At 57.6% G+C, this 21383-nt stretch carries 16 protein-coding genes; 12 read left to right on the forward strand and 4 right to left on the reverse strand.

Translation table 11 applies throughout. The features are described from left to right. Window positions 1–205 precede the first annotated feature (205 nt). The gene (locus AACY11_RS16695; RefSeq protein WP_339433395.1) at window positions 206–2128 is read left to right on the forward strand and encodes an ATP-binding cassette domain-containing protein; all 1923 of its coding nucleotides are present in this window, start codon (window positions 206–208) and stop codon (window positions 2126–2128) included. Between the two features lie 171 nt (window positions 2129–2299). Here the strand turns inward: AACY11_RS16695 and AACY11_RS16700 are convergent, their stop codons facing one another. Further along, window positions 2300–2737: a universal stress protein gene (locus tag AACY11_RS16700; protein WP_339433394.1), complete on the reverse strand. Its 438-nt coding sequence runs from the start codon at window positions 2735–2737 to the stop codon at window positions 2300–2302. Window positions 2738–2828: 91 nt separating this feature from the next. Between AACY11_RS16700 and AACY11_RS16705 the strand changes: the two genes are divergently transcribed. The 7 genes from AACY11_RS16705 to AACY11_RS16735 all read left to right on the forward strand — a co-directional run bounded on the left by AACY11_RS16705 (window position 2829) and on the right by AACY11_RS16735 (window position 11235). Continuing rightward, on the forward strand, window positions 2829–3266 hold the full coding sequence (locus tag AACY11_RS16705; RefSeq protein ID WP_339433393.1) for a hypothetical protein: 438 nt from the start codon (window positions 2829–2831) through the stop codon (window positions 3264–3266). Between the two features lie 525 nt (window positions 3267–3791). Then, a complete protein-coding gene (gene fadB / locus AACY11_RS16710) occupies window positions 3792–5939 on the forward strand; it encodes a fatty acid oxidation complex subunit alpha FadB (RefSeq protein WP_339495335.1) in 2148 nt (715 codons plus the stop codon). Window positions 5940–5968: 29 nt separating this feature from the next. Further along, window positions 5969–7144 carry an acetyl-CoA C-acyltransferase FadA gene (gene fadA / locus AACY11_RS16715; protein WP_339466195.1) on the forward strand — a complete coding sequence of 392 codons (1176 nt, stop codon included), beginning with the start codon at window positions 5969–5971 and terminating at the stop codon, window positions 7142–7144. Window positions 7145–7241: 97 nt separating this feature from the next. Then, window positions 7242–7478, forward strand: a complete 237-nt coding sequence (locus tag AACY11_RS16720; RefSeq protein WP_042560169.1) for a DUF1653 domain-containing protein — start codon at window positions 7242–7244, stop codon at window positions 7476–7478. Window positions 7479–7592: 114 nt separating this feature from the next. Beyond that, a complete protein-coding gene (gene topA / locus AACY11_RS16725) occupies window positions 7593–10226 on the forward strand; it encodes a type I DNA topoisomerase (RefSeq protein ID WP_339433390.1) in 2634 nt (877 codons plus the stop codon). 144 nt (window positions 10227–10370) lie between these two features. Further along, window positions 10371–10895 (forward strand): DUF6586 family protein, encoded by a 525-nt coding sequence (locus tag AACY11_RS16730; protein ID WP_339466197.1) that lies wholly within the window; start codon window positions 10371–10373, stop codon window positions 10893–10895. A 106-nt stretch (window positions 10896–11001) separates the two neighbouring features. Further along, complete coding sequence (locus AACY11_RS16735; protein ID WP_221733227.1) at window positions 11002–11235, forward strand: hypothetical protein; 234 nt, start codon at window positions 11002–11004, stop codon at window positions 11233–11235. 95 nt (window positions 11236–11330) lie between these two features. Here the strand turns inward: AACY11_RS16735 and sulA are convergent, their stop codons facing one another. Both sulA and lexA read right to left on the reverse strand, forming a co-directional pair. Beyond that, window positions 11331–11804 carry an SOS-induced cell division inhibitor SulA gene (gene sulA, locus AACY11_RS16740; protein ID WP_339433388.1) on the reverse strand — a complete coding sequence of 158 codons (474 nt, stop codon included), beginning with the start codon at window positions 11802–11804 and terminating at the stop codon, window positions 11331–11333. Window positions 11805–11814: 10 nt separating this feature from the next. Beyond that, window positions 11815–12423, reverse strand: a complete 609-nt coding sequence (gene lexA, locus AACY11_RS16745) for a transcriptional repressor LexA (protein ID WP_003226590.1) — start codon at window positions 12421–12423, stop codon at window positions 11815–11817. A gap of 229 nt (window positions 12424–12652) precedes the next feature. Here lexA and AACY11_RS16750 point away from each other — a divergent pair, with 229 nt between their 5' ends. The 4 genes from AACY11_RS16750 to AACY11_RS16765 all read left to right on the forward strand — a co-directional run bounded on the left by AACY11_RS16750 (window position 12653) and on the right by AACY11_RS16765 (window position 18577). Then, complete coding sequence (locus AACY11_RS16750; RefSeq protein WP_339433387.1) at window positions 12653–13360, forward strand: TetR/AcrR family transcriptional regulator; 708 nt, start codon at window positions 12653–12655, stop codon at window positions 13358–13360. Between the two features lie 158 nt (window positions 13361–13518). After that, the gene (gene nagZ, locus AACY11_RS16755; protein ID WP_339433386.1) at window positions 13519–14529 is read left to right on the forward strand and encodes a beta-N-acetylhexosaminidase; all 1011 of its coding nucleotides are present in this window, start codon (window positions 13519–13521) and stop codon (window positions 14527–14529) included. A 12-nt stretch (window positions 14530–14541) separates the two neighbouring features. After that, on the forward strand, window positions 14542–15279 hold the full coding sequence (locus tag AACY11_RS16760) for an S-methyl-5'-thioinosine phosphorylase (protein ID WP_339495337.1): 738 nt from the start codon (window positions 14542–14544) through the stop codon (window positions 15277–15279). 4 nt (window positions 15280–15283) lie between these two features. Further along, on the forward strand, window positions 15284–18577 hold the full coding sequence (locus AACY11_RS16765; protein WP_339495339.1) for a DEAD/DEAH box helicase: 3294 nt from the start codon (window positions 15284–15286) through the stop codon (window positions 18575–18577). A 113-nt stretch (window positions 18578–18690) separates the two neighbouring features. On the opposite strand, the gene AACY11_RS16770 is transcribed toward AACY11_RS16765, so the two are convergent. Beyond that, complete coding sequence (locus tag AACY11_RS16770) at window positions 18691–21381, reverse strand: DEAD/DEAH box helicase (protein WP_339495341.1); 2691 nt, start codon at window positions 21379–21381, stop codon at window positions 18691–18693. Window positions 21382–21383 lie beyond the last annotated feature (2 nt).

Consider the following 21383-nt stretch of genomic DNA (forward strand, 5'->3'; position numbering starts at 1 on the left):
GGGCAGAGAAATCATGACAAGTGCTGACCTCGATCAGCACTGAATTGTCTGTAGCTTAGCCTTTTGCCAGCAAGCGGCGAAAGCTTTGCGGGCCTTACAGCACAAGTTCGCAACAAATGTTGTGCAGAGTGCTTCGACAGACAAATTGCCGGCCTGCTGAAGCCCTAACTCAGGTAGAATGCGCGCCCGGTTTTTGGAGAAGCTCATGACCCTGCTCAAATTCAGCGATGTGTCCCTTGCATTCGGCGCGATGCCGTTGTTGGACAAGGTGTCCTGGCAGATCGCCCGTGGTGAGCGGGTGTGCATCATCGGCCGCAACGGCACTGGTAAATCCAGCATGATGAAACTGGTCAAGGGCGACCAGAAGCCCGATGACGGCTCGGTGTGGCGTGCCCCCGGTCTGAAAATCGGCGAATTGCCGCAAGAATTGCCGGTGGCTGACGAGCGGACGGTGTTTGACGTGGTGGCTGAAGGCCTCGACGGTGTTGGCGCCTTGCTCGCCGAGTATCATCACCTGAGCCAGAACATCGTCACCGATGCCGATCTGGACAAACTGATGCACGTTCAGCACGACCTCGAAGCCCGTGACGGCTGGCGCTTGCAGACCCTGGTCGACAGCACACTGAGCCGCCTGCAATTGCCGGCTGACAAGACCCTTGCCGAATTGTCCGGTGGCTGGCGTCGTCGCGTGCTGCTCGCGCAGGCACTGGTGTCCGAACCCGATCTGCTGCTGCTCGACGAACCCACCAACCACCTGGACATCGGTGCAATTGCCTGGCTCGAAGAAGCGCTGAAAGATTTTCAGGGCGCCGTGCTGTTCATCACGCACGACCGTTCCTTTCTGCAAAACCTTGCCACGCGCATCCTCGAACTGGATCGCGGCGGCCTGATCGACTGGAACGGCGACTACGCCAGCTTCCTCGTCCACAAAGAGGCCGCGCTGGCTGCTGAAGAAACCGCCAACGCGCTGTTCGACAAGCGTCTGGCTCAGGAAGAAGTGTGGATCCGTCAGGGCATCAAGGCGCGTCGTACCCGTAACGAAGGTCGCGTTCGCGCCCTGAAGGCCCTGCGTGTCGAGCGCAGCGAACGTCGTGAGCGTACCGGCAAGGCCAATATCCAGCTGGAAACCGCCGACAAGTCCGGCAAGCAAGTGATGGTGCTGGAAAATGTCAGCTTTCATCACCCGGACGGCCCGTTCCTGATCAAGGACTTTTCGATGGTGCTGCAGCGCGGCGACCGTATCGGTTTGCTTGGCGCCAACGGTACCGGCAAGACGACCTTGCTCAAGCTGATGCTCAACGGCCTGCAACCGACCAGCGGTAAAGTTGAAGAGGGCACGCGGATCGATGTGGCTTACTTCGATCAATTGCGCCATCAGCTGGATCTGGAAAAGACCGTGATCGACAACGTCGCCGAAGGTCGCGACTTTATCGATATCGATGGCCAGAGCCGTCATGTGCTGAGCTACCTCGGCGACTTCCTGTTCAGCCCGCAGCGTGCTCGCACGCCTGTCAAGGCGTTGTCGGGTGGTGAGCGTGCTCGCCTGCTGTTGGCAAAGCTGTTCAGCAAACCAGCGAACCTGTTGGTACTCGACGAACCGACCAACGACCTCGACGTGGAAACCCTTGAGCTGCTCGAAGAGGTGCTGCTGACCTTCAACGGCACTGTACTGATGGTCAGCCACGACCGGGCATTCCTCGACAACGTCGTCACCAGCACCCTGGTCTTCGAAGGCGAAGGCAAGGTGCGCGAATACGTCGGTGGTTATCAAGACTGGATTCGTCAGGGCGGCTCGCCGCGTCTGCTGGGTGTAACCGAGAGCAAGTCGGGCAAGGCTGACCTGAACTCGGCGGTGGTGACGGCTGAGCCGGCTCCCGTCGCAGCGCCTGCCGTTGCTGCCCCTGCTGCAAAAAAGAAGCTGAGCTACAAGTTGCAGCGCGAACTGGAAGCGTTGCCGGGTGATATTGACGCCAAGGAGCAACAAATCGCTGCCGTAGAGGCCGAAATGGCCGAAGCCGGTTTCTATCAGCGTCCTGCGGCAGAGACTGCCAAGGTGATTGCCTCGCTTGAGCAATTGCAGGCCGAGCTGGATGCACTGGTGGAGCGTTGGGCCGAGTTGGATGCCTGATTGATCCAGATGTAAAAAAGCCCGGCGTTCAGTCATGAGCGCCGGGCTTTTTACGTAGTGTTGAAATCCATGGTAGGAGCGGGTTTGCTCACGAAATCGGTATATCACGCGACATCAAATTGGATGTGCCGACGTTTTCGCGAGCAAGCCCGTCCCTCAGGGTGATGCATTTCACTGTTTGACCAGGTGCACCGCTAGCACGTCACAAGGCGCGCCGTGCAGTACATCGTTGGCGGTCGAGCCGAGCAACAGCGCCAGACCATGGCGTCCATGACTGCCCACCACGATCAGATCGCACTCATGCTCCTTGGCAAAATGGTGGATTTCCTGGCGTGGCTGGCCGTAGGTCAAGTGGCAGTCGGCGCCTTTGAGTTCGCAATACTTGAGTTTCAGGCGCTCAAGGCGTTCCTTGGCTTGATCGAACTGCTGCTGTTGCAGTTGTGATAGATCCATCGGCACGTCGCCGCCGAACGCCATGGCCATCGGCTCGACGATATGCACCAGCGAGAGCTTGGCGTCATTGCTCACCGACAGCTCTCGGGCGCGGTGGATCACAGGATCGCACTCTTCGGTCAGATCGACGGCGACCAGGATATGGGAGTAGGGCATGAGGTGCTCCTCGTGACGGTTCAATACTGTTAAGTATGGCTGGTTTCAACAAAGTGACACAATGCGCTCACCTTAAGTCGGGAGTAGAGATATGACGGTCTGGTTGGTGGTGTCAATCCTGTTGGTGGTTCTGAGCCCGCTGGCATGGTTGCGCCCATCGCGTGTGCAGAGCGGTCGAATGGCCCTGCGCATGGAGGCGCGGCGTATCGGGCTGGCTATGCAACTGGCGCCTCAGGAGTGGCCGCACTGGCTGTCTCAGGAGCCTCCCAATCCGTGTGCTCAATACCATCGGCCGCGGCGTGGCAGTCAGCCAGCGTGCTGGACTTACTGGCAGAAGTCGCCAGGGATATGGGTCAATCAATGGCAGGAAGTCTGCGAAGACCGGGCGCTGCTCAATCATTTCGAAAAGTTGCCAGGCAACGTGTTCAAGGTCGAGGCCGACAAGCAGATGATCGCCTTGTACTGGGGCGAAAAGGGTGAAGCCGCAGTTTTGCAGGATATCGATGCCACACTGAAAGCGCTGGCGTAACCCGCGGACATTTCGTACTGCAATGGTGCGCATCGTCCGGCAGACGAGCAACAAAAAGCCCGACATGATTCATCGGGCGGGGGCCAGGCAGGCCGGTAACTGTTTTTATCGCTGATTCACATTTGCGGAGTCAGCGAATCTCCCTGTAGTCCAGCCAGCGTAGCCCCTTAAACAAGGCTCGATGAGAATTAGGGCGACTTTTCTAACTATTGATTCTATGAATGGCTTCACATGCAGATGCGTGTTGCCGGTCTTCGTGGAGCGGAAATGACCGCAAAGTCGCCTTTCAACCCGTATTTTGGGCGATTGACAATTGTCGGAAATTCCGTGAAGGTGGCGTACCCAAATCAAACGGGCGTATGAATTGAGCGTTTGTCTTACAGATCGCTCCTACAGAATCCCGACTATCGCGTTGGCGGGTGTGCCGGGTGGATTGGCGTTAGCATCGACGAAAAAGCGTCCTGCCAAGCCATTCGCCTGCGTCCGACGTGTACTGTTCAGCTTCCATATCGTGGAGATCAGTTGATGATTTACGAAGGTAAAGCCATCACGGTTAACGCTCTTGAAAGTGGCATCGTCGAATTGAAATTCGACCTCAAGGGTGAGTCCGTCAACAAGTTCAACCGTCTTACCCTGAGCGAGCTGCGTCAGGCCGTAGACACCATCAAGGCAGATGCTTCGATCAAGGGTGTGATCGTCAGCAGTGGCAAGGACGTGTTCATCGTCGGCGCCGACATCACTGAATTTGTCGAAAACTTCAAGCTGCCGGATGCCGAGCTGGTTGCTGGCAATCTCGAAGCCAACAAGATCTTCAGCGATTTCGAGGACCTCAACGTTCCGACCGTAGCGGCCATCAACGGCATCGCCCTGGGCGGCGGTCTGGAAATGTGCCTGGCAGCTGACTATCGCGTCATGTCGACCAAGGCCAAAATCGGTCTGCCGGAAGTCAAGCTGGGCATCTACCCAGGCTTCGGCGGTACCGTGCGTCTGCCGCGCCTGATCGGTGTCGACAACGCTATCGAGTGGATTGCCGCCGGCAAGGAAAACCGCCCTGAAGACGCCCTGAAAGTCAGCGCGGTCGACGCTGTGGTTGCTCCAGAGAAGCTGCAGGAAGCTGCCCTTGAGCTGATCAAGCGTGCCATCTGCGGCGAGTTCGATTTCAAGGCCAAGCGTCAGCCGAAGCTGGAAAAACTCAAGCTGAACGCCATTGAACAAATGATGGCTTTCGAAACCGCTAAAGGTTTTGTTGCCGGTCAAGCTGGCCCGAACTACCCGGCGCCGGTCGAAGCGATCAAGACCATCCAGAAAGCCGCCAACTTCGGTCGTGACAAGGCGCTGGAAGTCGAAGCCGCAGGTTTTGTCAAACTGGCCAAGACCTCTGCCGCGCAGAGCTTGATCGGTCTGTTCCTGAACGATCAGGAACTGAAGAAGAAGGCCAAGGCCTACGACGAAATCGCCAAAGACGTGAAGCAGGCCGCCGTACTCGGCGCTGGCATCATGGGGGGCGGTATCGCCTATCAGTCGGCGTCCAAAGGCACGCCGATCCTGATGAAGGATATCAACGAACACGGTATCGAGCAGGGTCTGGCCGAAGCCGCCAAACTGCTGGTTGGCCGCGTTGACAAAGGTCGTATGACCGCCGCGAAAATGGCTGAAGTGCTCAACGGCATTCGTCCGACGCTGTCCTACGGCGATTTTGGTCACGTTGACCTGGTTGTTGAAGCTGTCGTCGAGAACCCGAAAGTCAAGCAAGCCGTGCTGGCGGAAGTCGAAGACAAGGTCAAAGAGGGCACCATCCTCGCGTCCAACACCTCGACCATTTCCATCAGCCTGCTGGCGAAAGCCCTCAAGCGCCCGGAAAATTTTGTCGGCATGCACTTCTTCAACCCGGTGCACATGATGCCGCTGGTAGAAGTGATTCGTGGCGAGAAGTCCAGCGAGCTGGCTGTTGCCACCACCGTTGCCTACGCCAAGAAAATGGGCAAGAACCCGATCGTCGTCAACGATTGCCCGGGCTTCCTGGTCAACCGCGTGCTGTTCCCGTACTTCGGCGGTTTCGCCAAGCTGGTCAGCGCTGGTGTGGACTTCGTCCGCATCGACAAGATCATGGAAAAATTCGGCTGGCCGATGGGGCCTGCCTACCTGATGGATGTGGTCGGCATCGACACTGGTCACCACGGCCGTGACGTGATGGCTGAAGGCTTCCCGGATCGCATGAAGGATGACCGTCGTTCGGCTGTCGACGTGCTTTACGAAGCCAAGCGTCTGGGCCAGAAAAACGGTAAGGGCTTCTACGCCTACGAGACCGACAAGAAAGGCAAGCAGAAGAAAGTTGCCGATCCGTCGGTACTGGAAGTACTCAAGCCGATCGTTTACGAGCAGCGCGAAGTCACTGACGAAGACATCATCAACTGGATGATGATTGCGCTGTGCCTGGAAACCGTGCGTTGCCTGGAAGACGGCATCGTTGAAACTGCCGCCGAAGCCGACATGGGTCTGGTCTACGGTATCGGTTTCCCTCCATTCCGTGGCGGTGCGCTGCGCTACATCGATTCGATCGGTGTTGCCGAGTTCGTTGCCCTGGCTGACCAGTACGCTGATTTGGGCGCGCTGTACCACCCGACCGCGAAGCTGCGCGAAATGGCCAAAAACGGCCAGAGCTTCTTCGGTTAAGCGCCCCCAACTAGAGTGAGAGTGAACTTATGAGCTTGAATCCTAGAGACGTCGTGATTGTCGACTTCGGTCGTACACCGATGGGCCGCTCCAAGGGCGGCATGCACCGCAACACCCGCGCTGAAGACATGTCGGCGCACCTGATCAGCAAATTGCTGGAGCGCAACGCCAAGGTCGATCCTGCTGAAGTCGAGGACGTGATCTGGGGCTGTGTAAACCAGACCCTGGAGCAGGGCTGGAACATTGCGCGCATGGCGTCGCTGATGACCCAGATCCCGCACACCTCGGCCGGCCAGACCGTCAGCCGTCTGTGTGGCTCGTCGATGAGCGCTCTGCACACTGCTGCACAAGCGATCATGACCGGTAACGGTGACGTGTTCGTGGTTGGTGGCGTCGAGCATATGGGTCATGTGAGCATGATGCACGGTGTCGATCCGAACCCGCACATGTCTCTGTACGCTGCGAAAGCCTCGGGCATGATGGGCCTGACCGCTGAAATGCTTGGCAAGATGCACGGCATCACTCGTGAGCAGCAAGACGCCTTTGGCGTGCGTTCCCACCAACTCGCCCACAAGGCCACCGTGGAAGGCAAGTTCAAAGACGAAATCATCCCGATGCAGGGATATGACGAGAACGGTTTCCTGAAACTGTTCGACTACGACGAAACCATTCGTCCGGAAACCACCCTGGAAAGCCTGGCGGCCCTCAAGCCTGCCTTCAATCCAAAGGGCGGCACCGTGACTGCCGGTACTTCGTCGCAGATCACCGATGGTGCTTCGTGCATGATCGTGATGTCGGCGCAGCGTGCGCAGGACCTGGGTATCCAGCCGATGGCGGTGATCCGCTCGATGGCAGTGGCGGGTGTGGATCCGGCAATCATGGGCTATGGTCCAGTTCCGGCTACACAGAAAGCCCTGAAGCGTGCAGGTCTTGTCATTAACGATATCGACTTCTTTGAGCTCAATGAAGCTTTCGCCGCACAGGCTCTGCCAGTGCTGAAAGATCTGAAAGTACTCGACAAGATGAATGAGAAGGTTAACCTGCACGGCGGCGCGATTGCCCTGGGTCACCCGTTCGGTTGCTCCGGTGCGCGTATTTCCGGCACCCTGCTGAACGTGATGAAGCAGAATAGCGGCACCTTCGGGGTGGCCACTATGTGCATTGGTCTCGGCCAAGGCATCTCCACCGTCTTCGAACGCGTTTAAGCGTCTCGTTGATGGAAGCCGGGGCCAAGTGCCCCGGTTTTTGTTTTTGTGGATTTATTTTGTTTTTTTTTGAAAAAATTTGAGTGAGGGCCGAAGCATGCCGATACAACCTGGGCTCTACCAACATTACAAAGGTCCGCAGTACCGTGTATTCAATGTTGCGCGGCATTCCGAGACCGAAGAAGAAGTGGTCTTTTACCAAGCCCTGTATGGCGATTATGGCTTTTGGGTGCGCCCTTTGAGCATGTTTCTCGAGTCAGTCGAGGTTGACGGCGAGCAGGTGCCACGCTTTGCTTTGGTGCAAGCCGAACCGAGCCTTTTTTCCAAGGCATGAGGCGAGTGCGCGCAGCACCCTGTGCTTGACCTCACCTTGTATCAACTATATATAGCGGTGCCGCGTCAGGCGCCAACCGCCTTTCACTTCTAGAATTCAGGAATTTTCTGATCCATGGGCAAATCGCTGGTCATTGTGGAATCCCCGGCTAAGGCCAAGACCATCAACAAGTATCTGGGTAACCAATACGTGGTGAAGTCGAGTATCGGCCATATCCGAGACCTGCCCACCAGCGGTTCGGCTAGCGCCAGCAAAGAGCCAGCCGCCAAGCGCGGCAAGGCTGCCGCGGGCGAAGGGCCGGTGCTCACGCCGAAAGAGAAAGCGCGCAAGCAGTTGGTCTCGCGTATGGGGGTCGATCCCGATCATGGCTGGAAAGCCCAGTACGAGATCCTCCCGGGTAAAGAGAAGGTCATCGAAGAGCTGCGCCGGCTCGCCAAAGACGCTGACACCATCTATCTCGCAACCGACTTGGATCGCGAGGGGGAAGCCATTGCCTGGCACCTGCGCGAAGCCATTGGTGGTGACGACAGCCGCTACAAGCGCGTGGTGTTCAACGAAATCACCAAGAAAGCGATTCAGGAAGCCTTCTCCGAGCCGGGCGAGCTGGACATCGATCGTGTGAATGCCCAGCAGGCGCGTCGTTTCCTCGATCGCGTCGTGGGTTACATGGTCTCGCCACTGCTGTGGGCCAAGATCGCCCGTGGCTTGTCTGCCGGTCGTGTGCAATCGGTTGCGGTGAAACTGGTGGTCGAGCGCGAGCGCGAAATCCGTGCCTTCAACCCTGAAGAATACTGGGAAGTGCACGCCGATTTAGGCACCACCAAAGGCTCGACCGTGCGTTTCGAAGTAGCGCGCGAGAAGGGCGAAGCCTTCAAGCCGCTGAACGAAGCCCAGGCAACTGCAGCGCTGGAGAAGCTGAAGTCTTCCAGCTACAGCATCGTCAAGCGCGAAGACAAGCCGACCAGCAGCAAGCCTTCGGCACCGTTCATCACGTCCACCCTGCAGCAGGCAGCGAGCAATCGCCTGGGCTTCGGGGTGAAGAAAACCATGATGATGGCCCAGCGTTTGTACGAAGCTGGCTACATCACTTATATGCGTACCGACTCGACCAACCTCTCGGCTGACGCCGTGACGATGGCACGCACTTACATTGAAGACGAGTTCGGCAAGAAGTACCTGCCGGAAACACCAAACGTCTACAGCAGCAAAGAAGGTGCACAAGAGGCTCACGAAGCGATCCGTCCTTCCGACGCCAACACCACGCCGAGCAAGCTGGCCGGCATGGAGCGTGACGCTGAGCGCCTCTACGAGCTGATCTGGCGCCAGTTCCTCGCTTGCCAGATGCTGCCCGCGCAATACCTGTCGACCACCGTGAGCGTCGCTGCTGGTGACTTCGAGCTGCGTGCCAAGGGCCGTATCCTCAAGTTCGACGGCTACACCCGCGTAATGCCGCAGATCGCCAAGCCTGGCGATGACGATGTTCTGCCGGACATGGCACAGGGCGACGTGATGAAGCTGATCAAGCTTGATCCGTCCCAGCACTTCACCAAGCCACCGGCGCGTTACTCCGAAGCCAGCCTGGTCAAGGAAATGGAAAAACGCGGCATCGGTCGTCCTTCGACCTACGCTGCGATCATTTCGACCATTCAGGATCGCGGCTATGTGACGCTGCATAACCGTCGTTTCTATTCGGAAAAAATGGGCGACATCGTCACCGAACGCCTGTCGGAGAGCTTCTCCAATCTCATGGACTACGGCTTTACCGCCGGCATGGAAGAGAACCTCGATGACGTGGCTCACGGCGAGCGCGACTGGAAAAACGTGCTGGACGAGTTCTACGGCGACTTCAAGAAGAAACTCGAAGTGGCGGAGAACCCGGACAACGGCATGCGCGCCAACCAGCCGGTCATGACCGACATTCCGTGCACCACGTGCGGCCGTCCGATGCAGATTCGTACCGCGTCGACCGGCGTATTCCTCGGCTGCTCGGGCTACAGCCTGCCACCGAAAGAACGCTGCAAGGCCACCGTCAACCTGGTGCCGGGAGACGAAATCGCTGCAGACGACGAGGGTGAGTCGGAGTCGCTGGTACTGCGTGGCAAGCATCGCTGCCCGATCTGCAGCACGGCGATGGACGCATACCTGCTCGACGAGAAGCGCAAACTGCACATTTGCGGTAACAATCCGGATTGCGCCGGATACGAAATCGAAGAAGGCAGCTATCGCATCAAGGGCTATGAAGGTCCAAGCCTTGAGTGCGACAAGTGCGGCAGCGAGATGCAACTCAAGACCGGCCGTTTCGGCAAGTTCTTCGGCTGCACCAACCCGACCTGTAAAAACACGCGCAAACTGCTCAAGAGCGGAGACGCGGCGCCGCCGAAGATGGATCCGGTGAAGATGCCTGAGCTGAAATGCGAAAAAGTCAACGACACCTACATCCTGCGTGATGGTGCGTCCGGTCTGTTCCTGGCGGCCAGTCAGTTCCCGAAAAACCGTGAGACTCGTGCTCCATTGGTGATCGAGATTCTGCCGCACAAGAGCGAGATTGATCCAAAGTATCACTTCCTGTGTGAAGCGCCGCAGAAGGATCCTGATGGTCTGCCAGCGGTGATCCGCTACAGCCGCAAGACCAAGGAGCAATACGTACAGACCGAAGTCGACGGCAAGCCTACCGGTTGGAAGGCTTACTACGACGGCGGCAAGTGGGCGGTTGAAGACAAGCGCAGCGCAAAGGCCAAGGCTGAGTAAGCGTTAGTCACATACTGAAAGGGCCGCATGAGAACCTTTGGGTTTTCATGCGGCCTTTTCAGTATGTGCTTGCGGTGGGATTGGCTGATCCACGACACTGTCCGGCCTGTGTGAAGCAATTATTTCGTTGTGGAGGCAGCCGTCATGGCCCACGAACTCTATACCCGTACCAATCAGAAGATTTATTTTGCCGGCCTGTCGCTGGAAGCTCTGGCTCGAGCTGAAGAGGGGCGGGCGATGAATTCTTTGGCGCTGATTCAGGCCGGACGTGAATCGGCGCTGTTTCACCTCTACGGTGCCTTGTTGGGGCTTTGTCATGAAATCGCCGGTTTCTACCGTCTGCCTCAGGCAAATGAACCCCGGGCGGAGATGCTGCTGACGTGCGACGTGCTTGAGTCGATTGCTATCCCCGAACTGGCTGAAATGGTTGAGTTGGCGGGCAATTCGCAAACCTGGCTGGCCAAACTGTTAGCAGCGCATTCGGCGTTGTTCCAGCCGCCGAGGGTACCGCACAAACCCAAGGGAGATGTGACACAGCCGCTGATCCAGGCGGTTAATCTGGATGAAGAAGAGGCACCAGATGAGTTGAGTCGAGAGGAGTTGGAGAGCTGGCGGCAGAACCTGAAAGCTCTGGCGATCCGTTTTCGCGAAGGCTTGAATGAGTGCTGAGGGAGATTGACGCGGTGGCAATCTGAAACATGCTGCTGGTCAAGATCCCGAGCGAAGCCTGGATGATGTCTATATAATGCCTGCCTTTCGTGGAGAACAGACCTATATGCCAACGTCCTTTCTAGAAATTGTCGAGTTACCCGACGGCCGAATCGAACTGCGCAGGGCTGAGGACGAGGGTTCTCTGGTGACTCTGGATTTCTCCGAGGATGCCAAGACATTCCTGCAGGGCCAGCATGTAGAAATCGCCAAGGCGATGCTGAGCGTCGGTGTGCAGATGGCGGGTCGGATGATTGAGGGGGATTTTGACAAGGAAGAAGGGCCGCGGGTTCTTCATTGATCCCCGTCTGCTTTCCTGTTTGTCCTGTCGCTTCAGATCGGCTTCTCTATCCTTGGAGAAGCCCGGCGCTTCAAACAGCGCCCGTAACCAGCCAGCTAACCCAATCGAATATTCAGGCTCTGGGCGTTGCCCTTGCGTGCAGCGCTGATCAATTGTTGTCGTGAACCCGTGTTCAGTGGATTGAGCCAAGTGACTACAGTGTGACTTCGCCCCAGGCGCAAGGCTTCGCACGCCAGTTGCTGAGCACTTTGAGTGCCCCTCGGTTGCAGCAATAGAATGCGCTCGCGGTTCAGCCCTGCATCCCGCAGCCACGCTTGTGTCAGGCTGGCAGGTGGTGCAATCAGCGTTAGCCAGCGTGCGTCCTGATCATCGCTCAGTTCGCGAAGGATCGGAGCCAGCAGGTTTAGGCAGTTCCCGGTGGCACCGCGCAGTGACAGTTCACTGAATACTTCCGGTTCAACACTCCACGGGCGCTCGACCACTTCTTTCAGGATCGGCGCTATCGGTTGCGCTAGAAACGCTTCGAATAAAGGCAGTTGTGTCTGTTGAGGTGTGTGTGGGAACTGCATAAAGCCTCCTTTAACGGCGGATTACGCCGACACTCAAGCCTTCGATAACCAGTTCCTGATCTTTCAGGTCGACTTCGATGGGGGCGAACTCAGGGTTTTCTGCAATCAGCCAGACTTTGCTGCCTTCGCGCTTGAAGCGTTTGACGGTGACTTCATCACCGATGCGGGCGACGACAACCTGACCATTACGCGCTTCACGGGTGGTGTGAACGGCCAGAAGGTCGCCATCGAAAATGCCGATGTCCTTCATGCTCATGCCGTGTACGCGCAGAAGATAGTCGGCGCGAGGGTGGAAGAATGCAGGATTGATGTTGCAGGATTCTTCGATGTGCTGCTGGGCGAGGATCGGTGCGCCAGCAGCGACTCGGCCGATGATTGGCAGGGTCGAGTCGTCGGCTTTGGCTTCGAAACCGGGGATGCGAATGCCACGGGATGCACCTGGGGTCATCTCGATGGCGCCCTTGCGAGCCAGCGCCTTGAGATGTTCTTCCGCTGCGTTGGGCGACTTGAAACCCAGTTCCTGAGCGATTTCTGCGCGGGTCGGCGGGTAGCCGTTGTCTTCAAGGCAGCGTTTGATAAAGGCCAGAATCTCGGCTTGGCGTGGCGTCAGCTTTAGCATATTGATCGCTCTGTCTTTTTATACAGTGACTGGGATTATATACAGTGAAGCGGTCTTGGCAATGCTCGTTTTTTTACAGGCCGCCGGACGGTCGGCAGGCCTGCTTATTAATGCATCGGTCTTGTGTGGTTAAATAGCTGACCGACCATTCCCAAAACGAACTGGCAGGCTTGACAAGGCACAGGCTGAAACGTATGTTTCAAACAAGTGTTTGTCAGGCGGAGTAGCCATGGCCCAGTCGGAAACCGTTGAACGCATTCTTGATGCTGCCGAGCAGTTGTTCGCGGAGAAAGGTTTCGCTGAAACCTCATTGCGTTTGATCACCAGCAAGGCCGGCGTCAATCTGGCAGCGGTGAACTATCATTTCGGCTCGAAGAAAGCGCTGATTCAAGCGGTCTTCTCGCGCTTCCTCGGGCCGTTTTGCACGAGCCTTGATAAAGAGCTGGAACGGCGTCAGGCCAAGCCTGAAAACAAACCCACCCTTGAAGAGTTGCTGGAAATCCTCGTCGAGCAGGCGCTGGTGGTTCAGCCACGTAGCGGCAATGACCTGTCGATTTTCATGCGTCTGCTTGGTCTCGCATTCAGCCAGAGCCAAGGCCACTTGCGTCGTTATCTGGAAGACATGTACGGCAAGGTATTCCGCCGCTATATGCTGCTGGTCAACGAGGCGGCGCCACGTATTCCTCCGATCGAGTTGTTCTGGCGCGTGCACTTCATGCTCGGTGCTGCTGCGTTCAGCATGTCCGGCATCAAGGCCTTGCGTGCGATTGCTGAAACCGATTTCGGCGTCAACACCTCCATTGAGCAAGTCATGCGCCTGATGGTGCCGTTCCTCGCCGCGGGCATGCGTGCCGAAACCGGCGTCACCGACGCGGCCATGGCCACCGCTCAACTGCGTCCGCGCAGCAAATCAATGCCGGTCGCCGCCAAGGTTTAACCGCGCACGGGTGGGCGCGGCAGCTTGTATCCGCTAAGCTAGCTGCCCATGCCGACTCTCGTTCTGAAACCCTTCTGCATAGAAATTGCCGACGTGCCAGGCACCGCCCTTGGTAGCGATTTCATGTGGATCGGTTTTTTTGTTTTCAAGGAATCTCTATGACTGCTGGCCTGCAAGGCTCGTTGATGGTGGACGTCGCCGGTACCTGGCTGACGGCTGAAGATCGCCATTTGTTGCGTCAGCCCGAAGTGGGCGGCCTTATTATTTTTGCCCGCAACATCGAGCATCCACGTCAGGTACGCGAGCTGAGCGCATCGATTCGCGCCATACGTCCAGACCTGCTGCTGGCCGTGGATCAGGAGGGCGGTCGCGTCCAGCGCTTGCGTCAGGGTTTTGTCCGTCTACCGGCCATGCGCGCCATTGCTGACAACCCGAATGCCGAATATCTGGCCGAGCAGTGCGGCTGGATCATGGCCACCGAAGTGCTGGCGGTCGGCCTCGACCTGAGCTTCGCCCCGGTACTTGATCTGGATTATCAGCGCAGCGCCGTTGTCGGCACCCGCTCGTTCGAAGGCGATCCCGAACGTGCCGCATTACTGGCCGGTGCCTTTATTCGCGGCATGAACAGCGCCGGCATGGCGGCCACCGGTAAACACTTCCCCGGTCATGGCTGGGCGGAAGCCGATTCGCATGTGGCGATCCCGAACGACGAGCGTAGCCTCGATGAGATCCGTGCCAACGACCTCGTGCCATTCGCCCGGCTCAGCAAGCAACTCGCTGCTGTTATGCCCGCTCACGTCATCTACCCGCAAGTCGACTCGCAGCCTGCTGGTTTCTCCCGCCGCTGGCTGCAGGACATTCTGCGCGGCGAGTTGCAGTTCGACGGTGTGATCTTCAGTGACGACCTGTCGATGGCCGGCGCCCACGTGGTCGGCGACGCAGCCAGTCGCATCGAAGCCGCACTGACTGCCGGTTGCGACATGGGCCTGGTATGCAACGACCGCGCCGCGGCCGAGTTGGCCCTGAGCGCTGCACAACGTATGAAGGTCAGGCCATCCGCTCGCATCGCGCGGATGCGCGGTCAGGCGTTCGCCAGCACCGATTACCGTCAGGATCCGCGCTGGCTCAGCGCCATCGTTGCGCTCAAAGACGCTCAACTGATCGATTAAGGATTTTCCGTTATGGCGGTTTTCGCAATCATTGGTGGCACCGGCCTGACCCAGCTCGAAGGCTTGAGCATTCGCCAGTCGTTGGCGGTGGACACGCCTTACGGCGCGCCATCGGCCGACGTGCAGGTTGGCGAATACGCGGGCAAGGAAGTGCTGTTCCTCGCCCGGCACGGCCATCCGCACCGTCTCCCGCCGCACAAGGTCAACTACCGCGCCAATCTTTGGGCGTTGAAGCAGGCCGGTGCCGAAGCAATCATCGCGGTCAATGCCGTCGGCGGGATTCACCCGGCCATGGGCACCGGGCATTTCTGCGTGCCGCATCAGATCGTCGATTACACCAGTGGGCGTGAGCACACCTATTTCGCCGATGACCTGGAGCATGTCACCCACATCGACTTCAGCTTTCCCTACAGCGAACCGTTGCGTCAGCAGTTGATTGCTGCGTTAGCCGCCGAAGGCTGCGGATACAGCGATCAGGGCGTTTACGCCTGCATGCAAGGCCCGCGTCTGGAGACTGTCGCAGAAATCGTCCGTCTGGAGCGTGATGGCTGCGACATCGTCGGCATGACCGGTATGCCGGAAGCGGCGCTGGCTCGTGAACTGGATCTGGACTACGCCTGTCTGGCACTGGTGGTGAACCCGGCGGCGGGCAAGACCACTGAAGTCATCACCATGGCCCAGATCGAGCAGGCGTTACAGGACGGGATGGGTGCGGTGAAGTCGATCCTGTCACGCGTTTTGGCGGGTTGACAGCGTGACTACGATAGTTGAGCAACTGGATGCTCTGCCTTGGGAAGATGTGTTCAGCCAGCGCACTCTGGACAGGGCTCTGAAGTATGCGGACGAGGATCGGATAGCGATCCTTCAGATCGACGACTCAAGGGTCGTCGCTTCGTGTGTCGGCTCTGGGATTGAGGTGTATGAGCAAGTCATTGAGCTTGTCAAAGCGGGGGGGCATTGGCGGCTCGAATGCTCTTGCTCTTGCCCTGTCATGCTTTATTGCAAGCACTGCGCTGCGGCTATTTACCACCTGAAGGAGGAAGTACCCGTTAATTCATCTGACAGTCGCGCTCCGGTTCAACTCAATCGTGAGTTGGAGCGTTGGCTCGCCGATATACCCGCGGCGACAAAGCCTGGCGGGGAACTGGCGCAAGCGGCGAGTACGCGGCTGTTATACAAACTCAAGGAAACCCCTGCTACAGGGAAGTGGCTGGTACAGATTTTCAAGGGTTATCAGCTCAAGAGTGGCGAGTTGCGCGATATCAAGTCGCTGTATTCGCTGTCGGACTTGCTGATCCGCCAACCTGGTTACTTATCCGAACTCGACTTGCGCATTGCCAGGCTGTTGATCGCCATGCACTCCCATCATGCGTATTACAGCGGCTATCCTCTGGAGGGTAGCAGTGGTGCTGAATTGCTTGAGATGTTGTTGAATACCTCACGACTCTTCCTGGATTTTGAAGTGTTGCATCCTCTAACCAAAGGCGTGAGGAGGGTGGGGCGTTTTGCTTGGGCCGAGCAGCCAAACGGCAGTTTCCGTTCTCAGTGGAGCAGTGACGAAGCCGCGGTGGAGTCGCCACTGGCTGTGGAGCCTCTTTACTATCTTGACCGCGAGCGGCATCAGATCGGCCCTCTGTCTAGCGACCTGGAAGAGAAACTGGCTTGTCATTTGACGCTGGCTCCGGAAATTCCGGCTCGTCAGTCGATGCAGTTTAGCCATCGCATGGGCGCTGTGACCCAGGTTGCTCCGCCGCATGCCCTCACTGATCGTGTTATCGACAACGTTCTGCCCAAGGCTCACCTCACTCTCGCCAGTGGCAAGCGTTATGCGCGCTGGCAATATGAGCTGGAGCATCGGGCGGCATTGGCGTTTACCTACAACGGACATCCAGCAACGGACAGAAATCCGGAAGTGTTGGTCCTCAGTGGTGTTGAAACTCAGCGTATTCAACGCCAACCCGCCGCCGAGAAAGCCTTGCGCCAGCTCTTGACGAAGCAAGGTTTTAAAAAGGCCACGCGCAAAAGTAGCATTGACCGTCCGGGCGAGATGTTCGTCCTGCCCGATGATTCGGCCTGGCTATTATTTATGCAGGATGGACTCGCGGTGTTGCGCGAGGCTAACTGGAAAATCGATATCAGCCCTGGCTTTCATTTCAATTTGCAGCCTGTGGAGCAGTGGTATGCAGAAGTCGAGGAGGAGTCCGGGCATCAGTGGTTTGATCTGCAGCTAGGTATTGTCGTCAACGGCGAGCGGTACAGCCTGTTGCCGATCCTGCTGCATTTGTTACGCAGCCAGCCACAGTTGCTCGAGCCCTCCAGCCTGGGTCAGCGCAGCGATGATGAGCAACTCTTGATCGAGCTGGGAGGTGGTCACCTCGCTTCCCGTGCAACTACAAAAGTCGCGCTACCCTATGGCAGGGTCAAGCCGCTGATGGCCACGCTTGCTGAGTTGTATCTGGGCAATCATCAGGGCGATGCGTTGCGCTTGAGTGCTCCCGATGCTGCGCGTCTGAGTTTACTGGAAGGCGTGTCGCTCGACTGGCAAGGTGGTGATCGATTGCGCGCTTTTGCAAAGCGATTGCGCGAGTCGACGCATGCGCACGTCGCTGCACCCGCCGGTCTCAAGGCGCAGTTGCGTCCCTACCAGCTCGAAGGTCTGAACTGGATGCAAACCCTGCGCGAGCTGGAGGTTGGCGGTATTCTTGGCGATGACATGGGGTTGGGGAAAACCCTGCAAACCCTGGCGCATCTACTCACGGAAAAGCAGGCTGGACGGCTCGATCATCCTGCACTCGTCGTGATGCCCACAAGCCTGATACCCAACTGGCTGGATGAGTCACAGCGTTTTACTCCGCAATTGAAGGTGTTGGCGCTGCATGGCGCGACGCGTCAAAAGGATTTTGCCTGCCTTGCCGAGTACGACTTGGTACTGACGACCTACGCGCTGCTGCCGCGAGACCTTGACGCTCTGCAGCCGCAGATGTGGAGTGTGCTGATTCTCGATGAGGCACAGAACATCAAGAATCCAGTCAGCAAGGCTGCTCAGGCGGCCCGTGATCTGCAGGCTCGCCAGCGGTTGTGCCTGAGCGGAACACCACTGGAAAACCACCTGGGCGAGTTGTGGTCTCAGTTTCACTTTCTATTGCCTGGCTGGCTTGGTGATAGCAAATCGTTCAATCGAGACTACCGTACGCCCATCGAAAAACACGGAAATGCCCAGCGTATGCAACATTTGACGGCCAGGATAAAGCCGTTTCTGTTGCGTCGAAAGAAAGACCAGGTGGCGACCGAGTTGCCGCCAAAAACAGAAATTGTGCATTGGGTTGATCTGAGCGATGGTCAACGAGACGTTTATGAAACGGTTCGCGTGGCCATGGACAAGAAGGTGCGTGAGGAAATTGCCCGCAGCGGTGTAGGCGGCAGTCAAATCATTATCCTTGACGCTTTGCTCAAGCTGCGCCAGGTCTGTTGCGATCTGCGGTTGATCAAAATGCCGCTGACGCCGAAGACCCTTCGCTCCGGCAGCGGAAAACTGTCCAGTCTGATGGAGATGCTCGAAGAGCTGCTTGGTGAGGGCCGCAGAATTCTGCTCTTTTCTCAATTCACGTCGATGCTCGCCCTGATTGAGCAGGAGTTGCAGCAGCGTGGTCTTGGCTATTCGCTGCTGACCGGCGAAACGACGGATCGGCGTACACCGGTGAAAGACTTTCAGGGCGGTAAGGTGCCGTTGTTTCTGATCAGTTTGAAAGCCGGCGGCACAGGTTTGAACCTGACAGCGGCGGACACAGTCATCCATTTCGACCCGTGGTGGAACCCTGCGGTAGAAAATCAGGCGACAGACCGTGCCTACCGGATTGGGCAAAACAACCCGGTGTTCGTCTACAAAATGATTGCCCGAGGCACGGTGGAAGAAAAAATACAGGCGATGCAGCAGGAGAAAGCGGCGTTGGCCGGTGCGGTGCTTGAAGGCGGTACCACTGGCGGCTGGAAGCTGGAGCAAAGCGATATTGAGGCACTTTTTGCGCCGCTGCCTGCCCCCAGGAGTTGATAGCTGAACCTTGCAGTATTGCCCCGCTGTTCCCAGTCTGGAGTTGTGAGCACTACAGATCCAGGTTGGGAGAGGGCTTGCTCGCAAAAACTGCCCGACTGACGCCGACAGTCTTAGCGCTTCTCGAACTTATCCGGCAACGGCGCAAACAGCGCTTCAATGTCATCGCTCTGCAATTTCCAGTCCCCCGCCTTGCGCCCATCCAGCACGCCCGCCGCCAGGTCGGATTTTTCTTTCTGCAGGTGCTGAATCTTCTCTTCCACCGTGCCTCGGGCAATCATCTTGTAGACGAATACCGGTTTCTCCTGGCCGATCCGATACGCGCGGTCAGTCGCCTGATTCTCGGTCGCCGGGTTCCACCATGGATCGTAGTGAATCACTGTGTCCGCTTCCGTCAGGTTCAAGCCAACACCGCCGGCCTTCAGGCTGATCAGAAAAATCTGACGCTTGCCACTCTGAAATTCCTTCACCGGCGTACGTCGGTCCCGGGTCTGCCCGGTCAGCAAAGCGTAGGAGATATTGCGTTTTTTCAGCTCGTCTTCAATCAATGACAACATCGAAGTGAACTGCGAAAACAGCAGTATCCGCCGACCTTCCTCGAACAGCTCCTCCAGCATCTCCATCAAGCTGTCGAGTTTGCCTGAGGTACTGCCGCGAGCGGGCAGGGTAGCGTCGTTAACCAAGCGCAAATCACAGCAGACCTGACGCAGTTTCAGCAGCGCTTCAAGAATGATGATCTGACTGCGTGCCACGCCTTTGCGGGTGATCTCGTCGCGGACTTTCTTATCCATGGCCAAGCGCATGGTCTCGTACACATCGCGCTGGGCTTCGTTGAGATCGACCCAGTGGATGATTTCAGTTTTGGGTGGCAGTTCAGTCGCAACCTGCTCCTTGGTGCGGCGCAGCAAAAACGGTTTTATCCGACCGTTGAGGTGCTGAAGTCTGACTTCACTCCCGCGCTTTTCGATCGGTACGCGGTAATCGGCGTTGAAGCTTTTGACGTCGCCGAGCCAGCCGGGCAGCAGGAAGTGGAACAGCGACCACAGTTCACCCAAGTGGTTTTCCAGTGGCGTGCCGCTCAGGCACAGGCGTTGGCGAGCGTTCAATTCGCGCGCAGCCTGGGCCGCTTTGCTGTTTGGGTTCTTGATGTACTGCGCTTCGTCCAGCACCAATACGTGCAAAGGCTGTTGCGCCAGACGCTCGATGTCCTTGGGCAGCAGCGCGTAGGTGGTGAGGATCAGGTCATAGTCGGCCAAATGATCGAAATGCTTTTTGCGGCTGGCTCCGTACAGGGCCACCACTTTCAGTTGCGGTGTGAAGTGCGCCGCTTCATCAAGCCAGTTCGGGATCAGGCTGGTGGGCATCACCACCATGCACGGGCGGTTCAGGCGTCCGGCATTTTTCTCGCTGAGAATATGCGCCAGTGTCTGCAGGGTTTTACCCAGTCCCATGTCGTCCGCAAGAATCCCACCGACCTCCAGCTGCCGCAGCGATTGCATCCAGCTCAAGCCTTCGAGCTGGTAGGGGCGCAACGTCGCGTTCAATCCCTCTGGTGCTTTTGCACTGAAATCGCGAATGTCACGCAGACGCTGGGCAAAGGTGCGGATCTGTTCGCCACCCTCCCAAAGCAGCGGAATGCCTTCCAGCGAATTCAAGCGTGTGGCGTCAGCCTTGCTCAGGCGCAGGGTGGTTTCCCCGGGTTCCTGCAAATAGAACTCGCCCAAGGTCGCGAGTACCGGTTTCAATCGACCCAGCGGCAGCGCTACTTGCAGCGGCCCGTGCTCGCTGTTGCGTTGCGGAACATTGACCAGAATCAGCTCGTCATCGCGGCGGCGTGCAAGGCGTTCCGGATTGAGGATTTCAGCATGGGAGCGCATCAGGTTGAGCAGGATCGGCAACAGGCTCAGGCGCTCACCGTTGACGATAATCCCCAGCTCCAGATCAAACCAGTCGCGCTCCGGCGCCTGTTCGACGGTGGCGTACCAGTCATCCACGGCAGTCAGGTCGAAGCCGAACTCTTCGTCGATCTGTATTTCCCAGCCGTGTGTGCGCAGCTTCGGCAAATCATTGAGGGTAAAGGTCAGCCAGGCGCTGTCGTTGACCATCTCATAGAGTTCGCCAGCACTTTCCGGCAAGGCTTTGCTTTGTCGCGTGGCGATACGGAAGCCGAGGATTCGTAACTGTTCGCGGTAGGACTGTTCTATTTCCGGGTGGCGTTTTATCCGCAGCGTCTGGGCTTCCTGGCGAATCAGGATGTCGCTGTTTTTCTGCCCGCTGACGTATTCGTCCAGATAACTGAAGGACAACGCCGCGCGATGTTGAATATAGCGCTGCATTTTGCCGTTGCGCGGTTCGAAAGCGCTGAACTCGACACTGGCCAGCCACAGGCGTGGCAGCGGTTGCACGTTGTCGATCAGCACTTGCGGCGGGGCTTTGGGGCTGCGGTTCTCCAGTACGGCTTGAAGTTTTTCCAGCAGTTCGGCGTCTTTGGCGGCGGCGGGGAAATCGAGGGTTTCCTGTATATGCAGCAACACCGCTGCGCAGTGTTTGCAGTTGATGCGAACCGGGCAGGTGCACCCGGCGTCCACCAACAGCAAGGTGCCTTTGGCTGACTCGCGCAAGTGAATGGTCTGACGGTAGACGTTACCGCCAGAGCCTTCGCAACTGGCGGTGATGGTCGCATCGCCGACCTGGGCGATGCGTACCCGGTTTTCCAGGGCGTAGCGGCGGCCACGCTCCAGGCTTTGTTCCTTGAATCGGCTGACCCAGGAGGGTGCCAACGGTTTACTTAAGGGGGCAGACATAA

The organism is Pseudomonas sp. RA_105y_Pfl2_P56 (genome assembly GCF_963970845.1).
GTDB lineage: Bacteria > Pseudomonadota > Gammaproteobacteria > Pseudomonadales > Pseudomonadaceae > Aquipseudomonas > Aquipseudomonas baetica_A.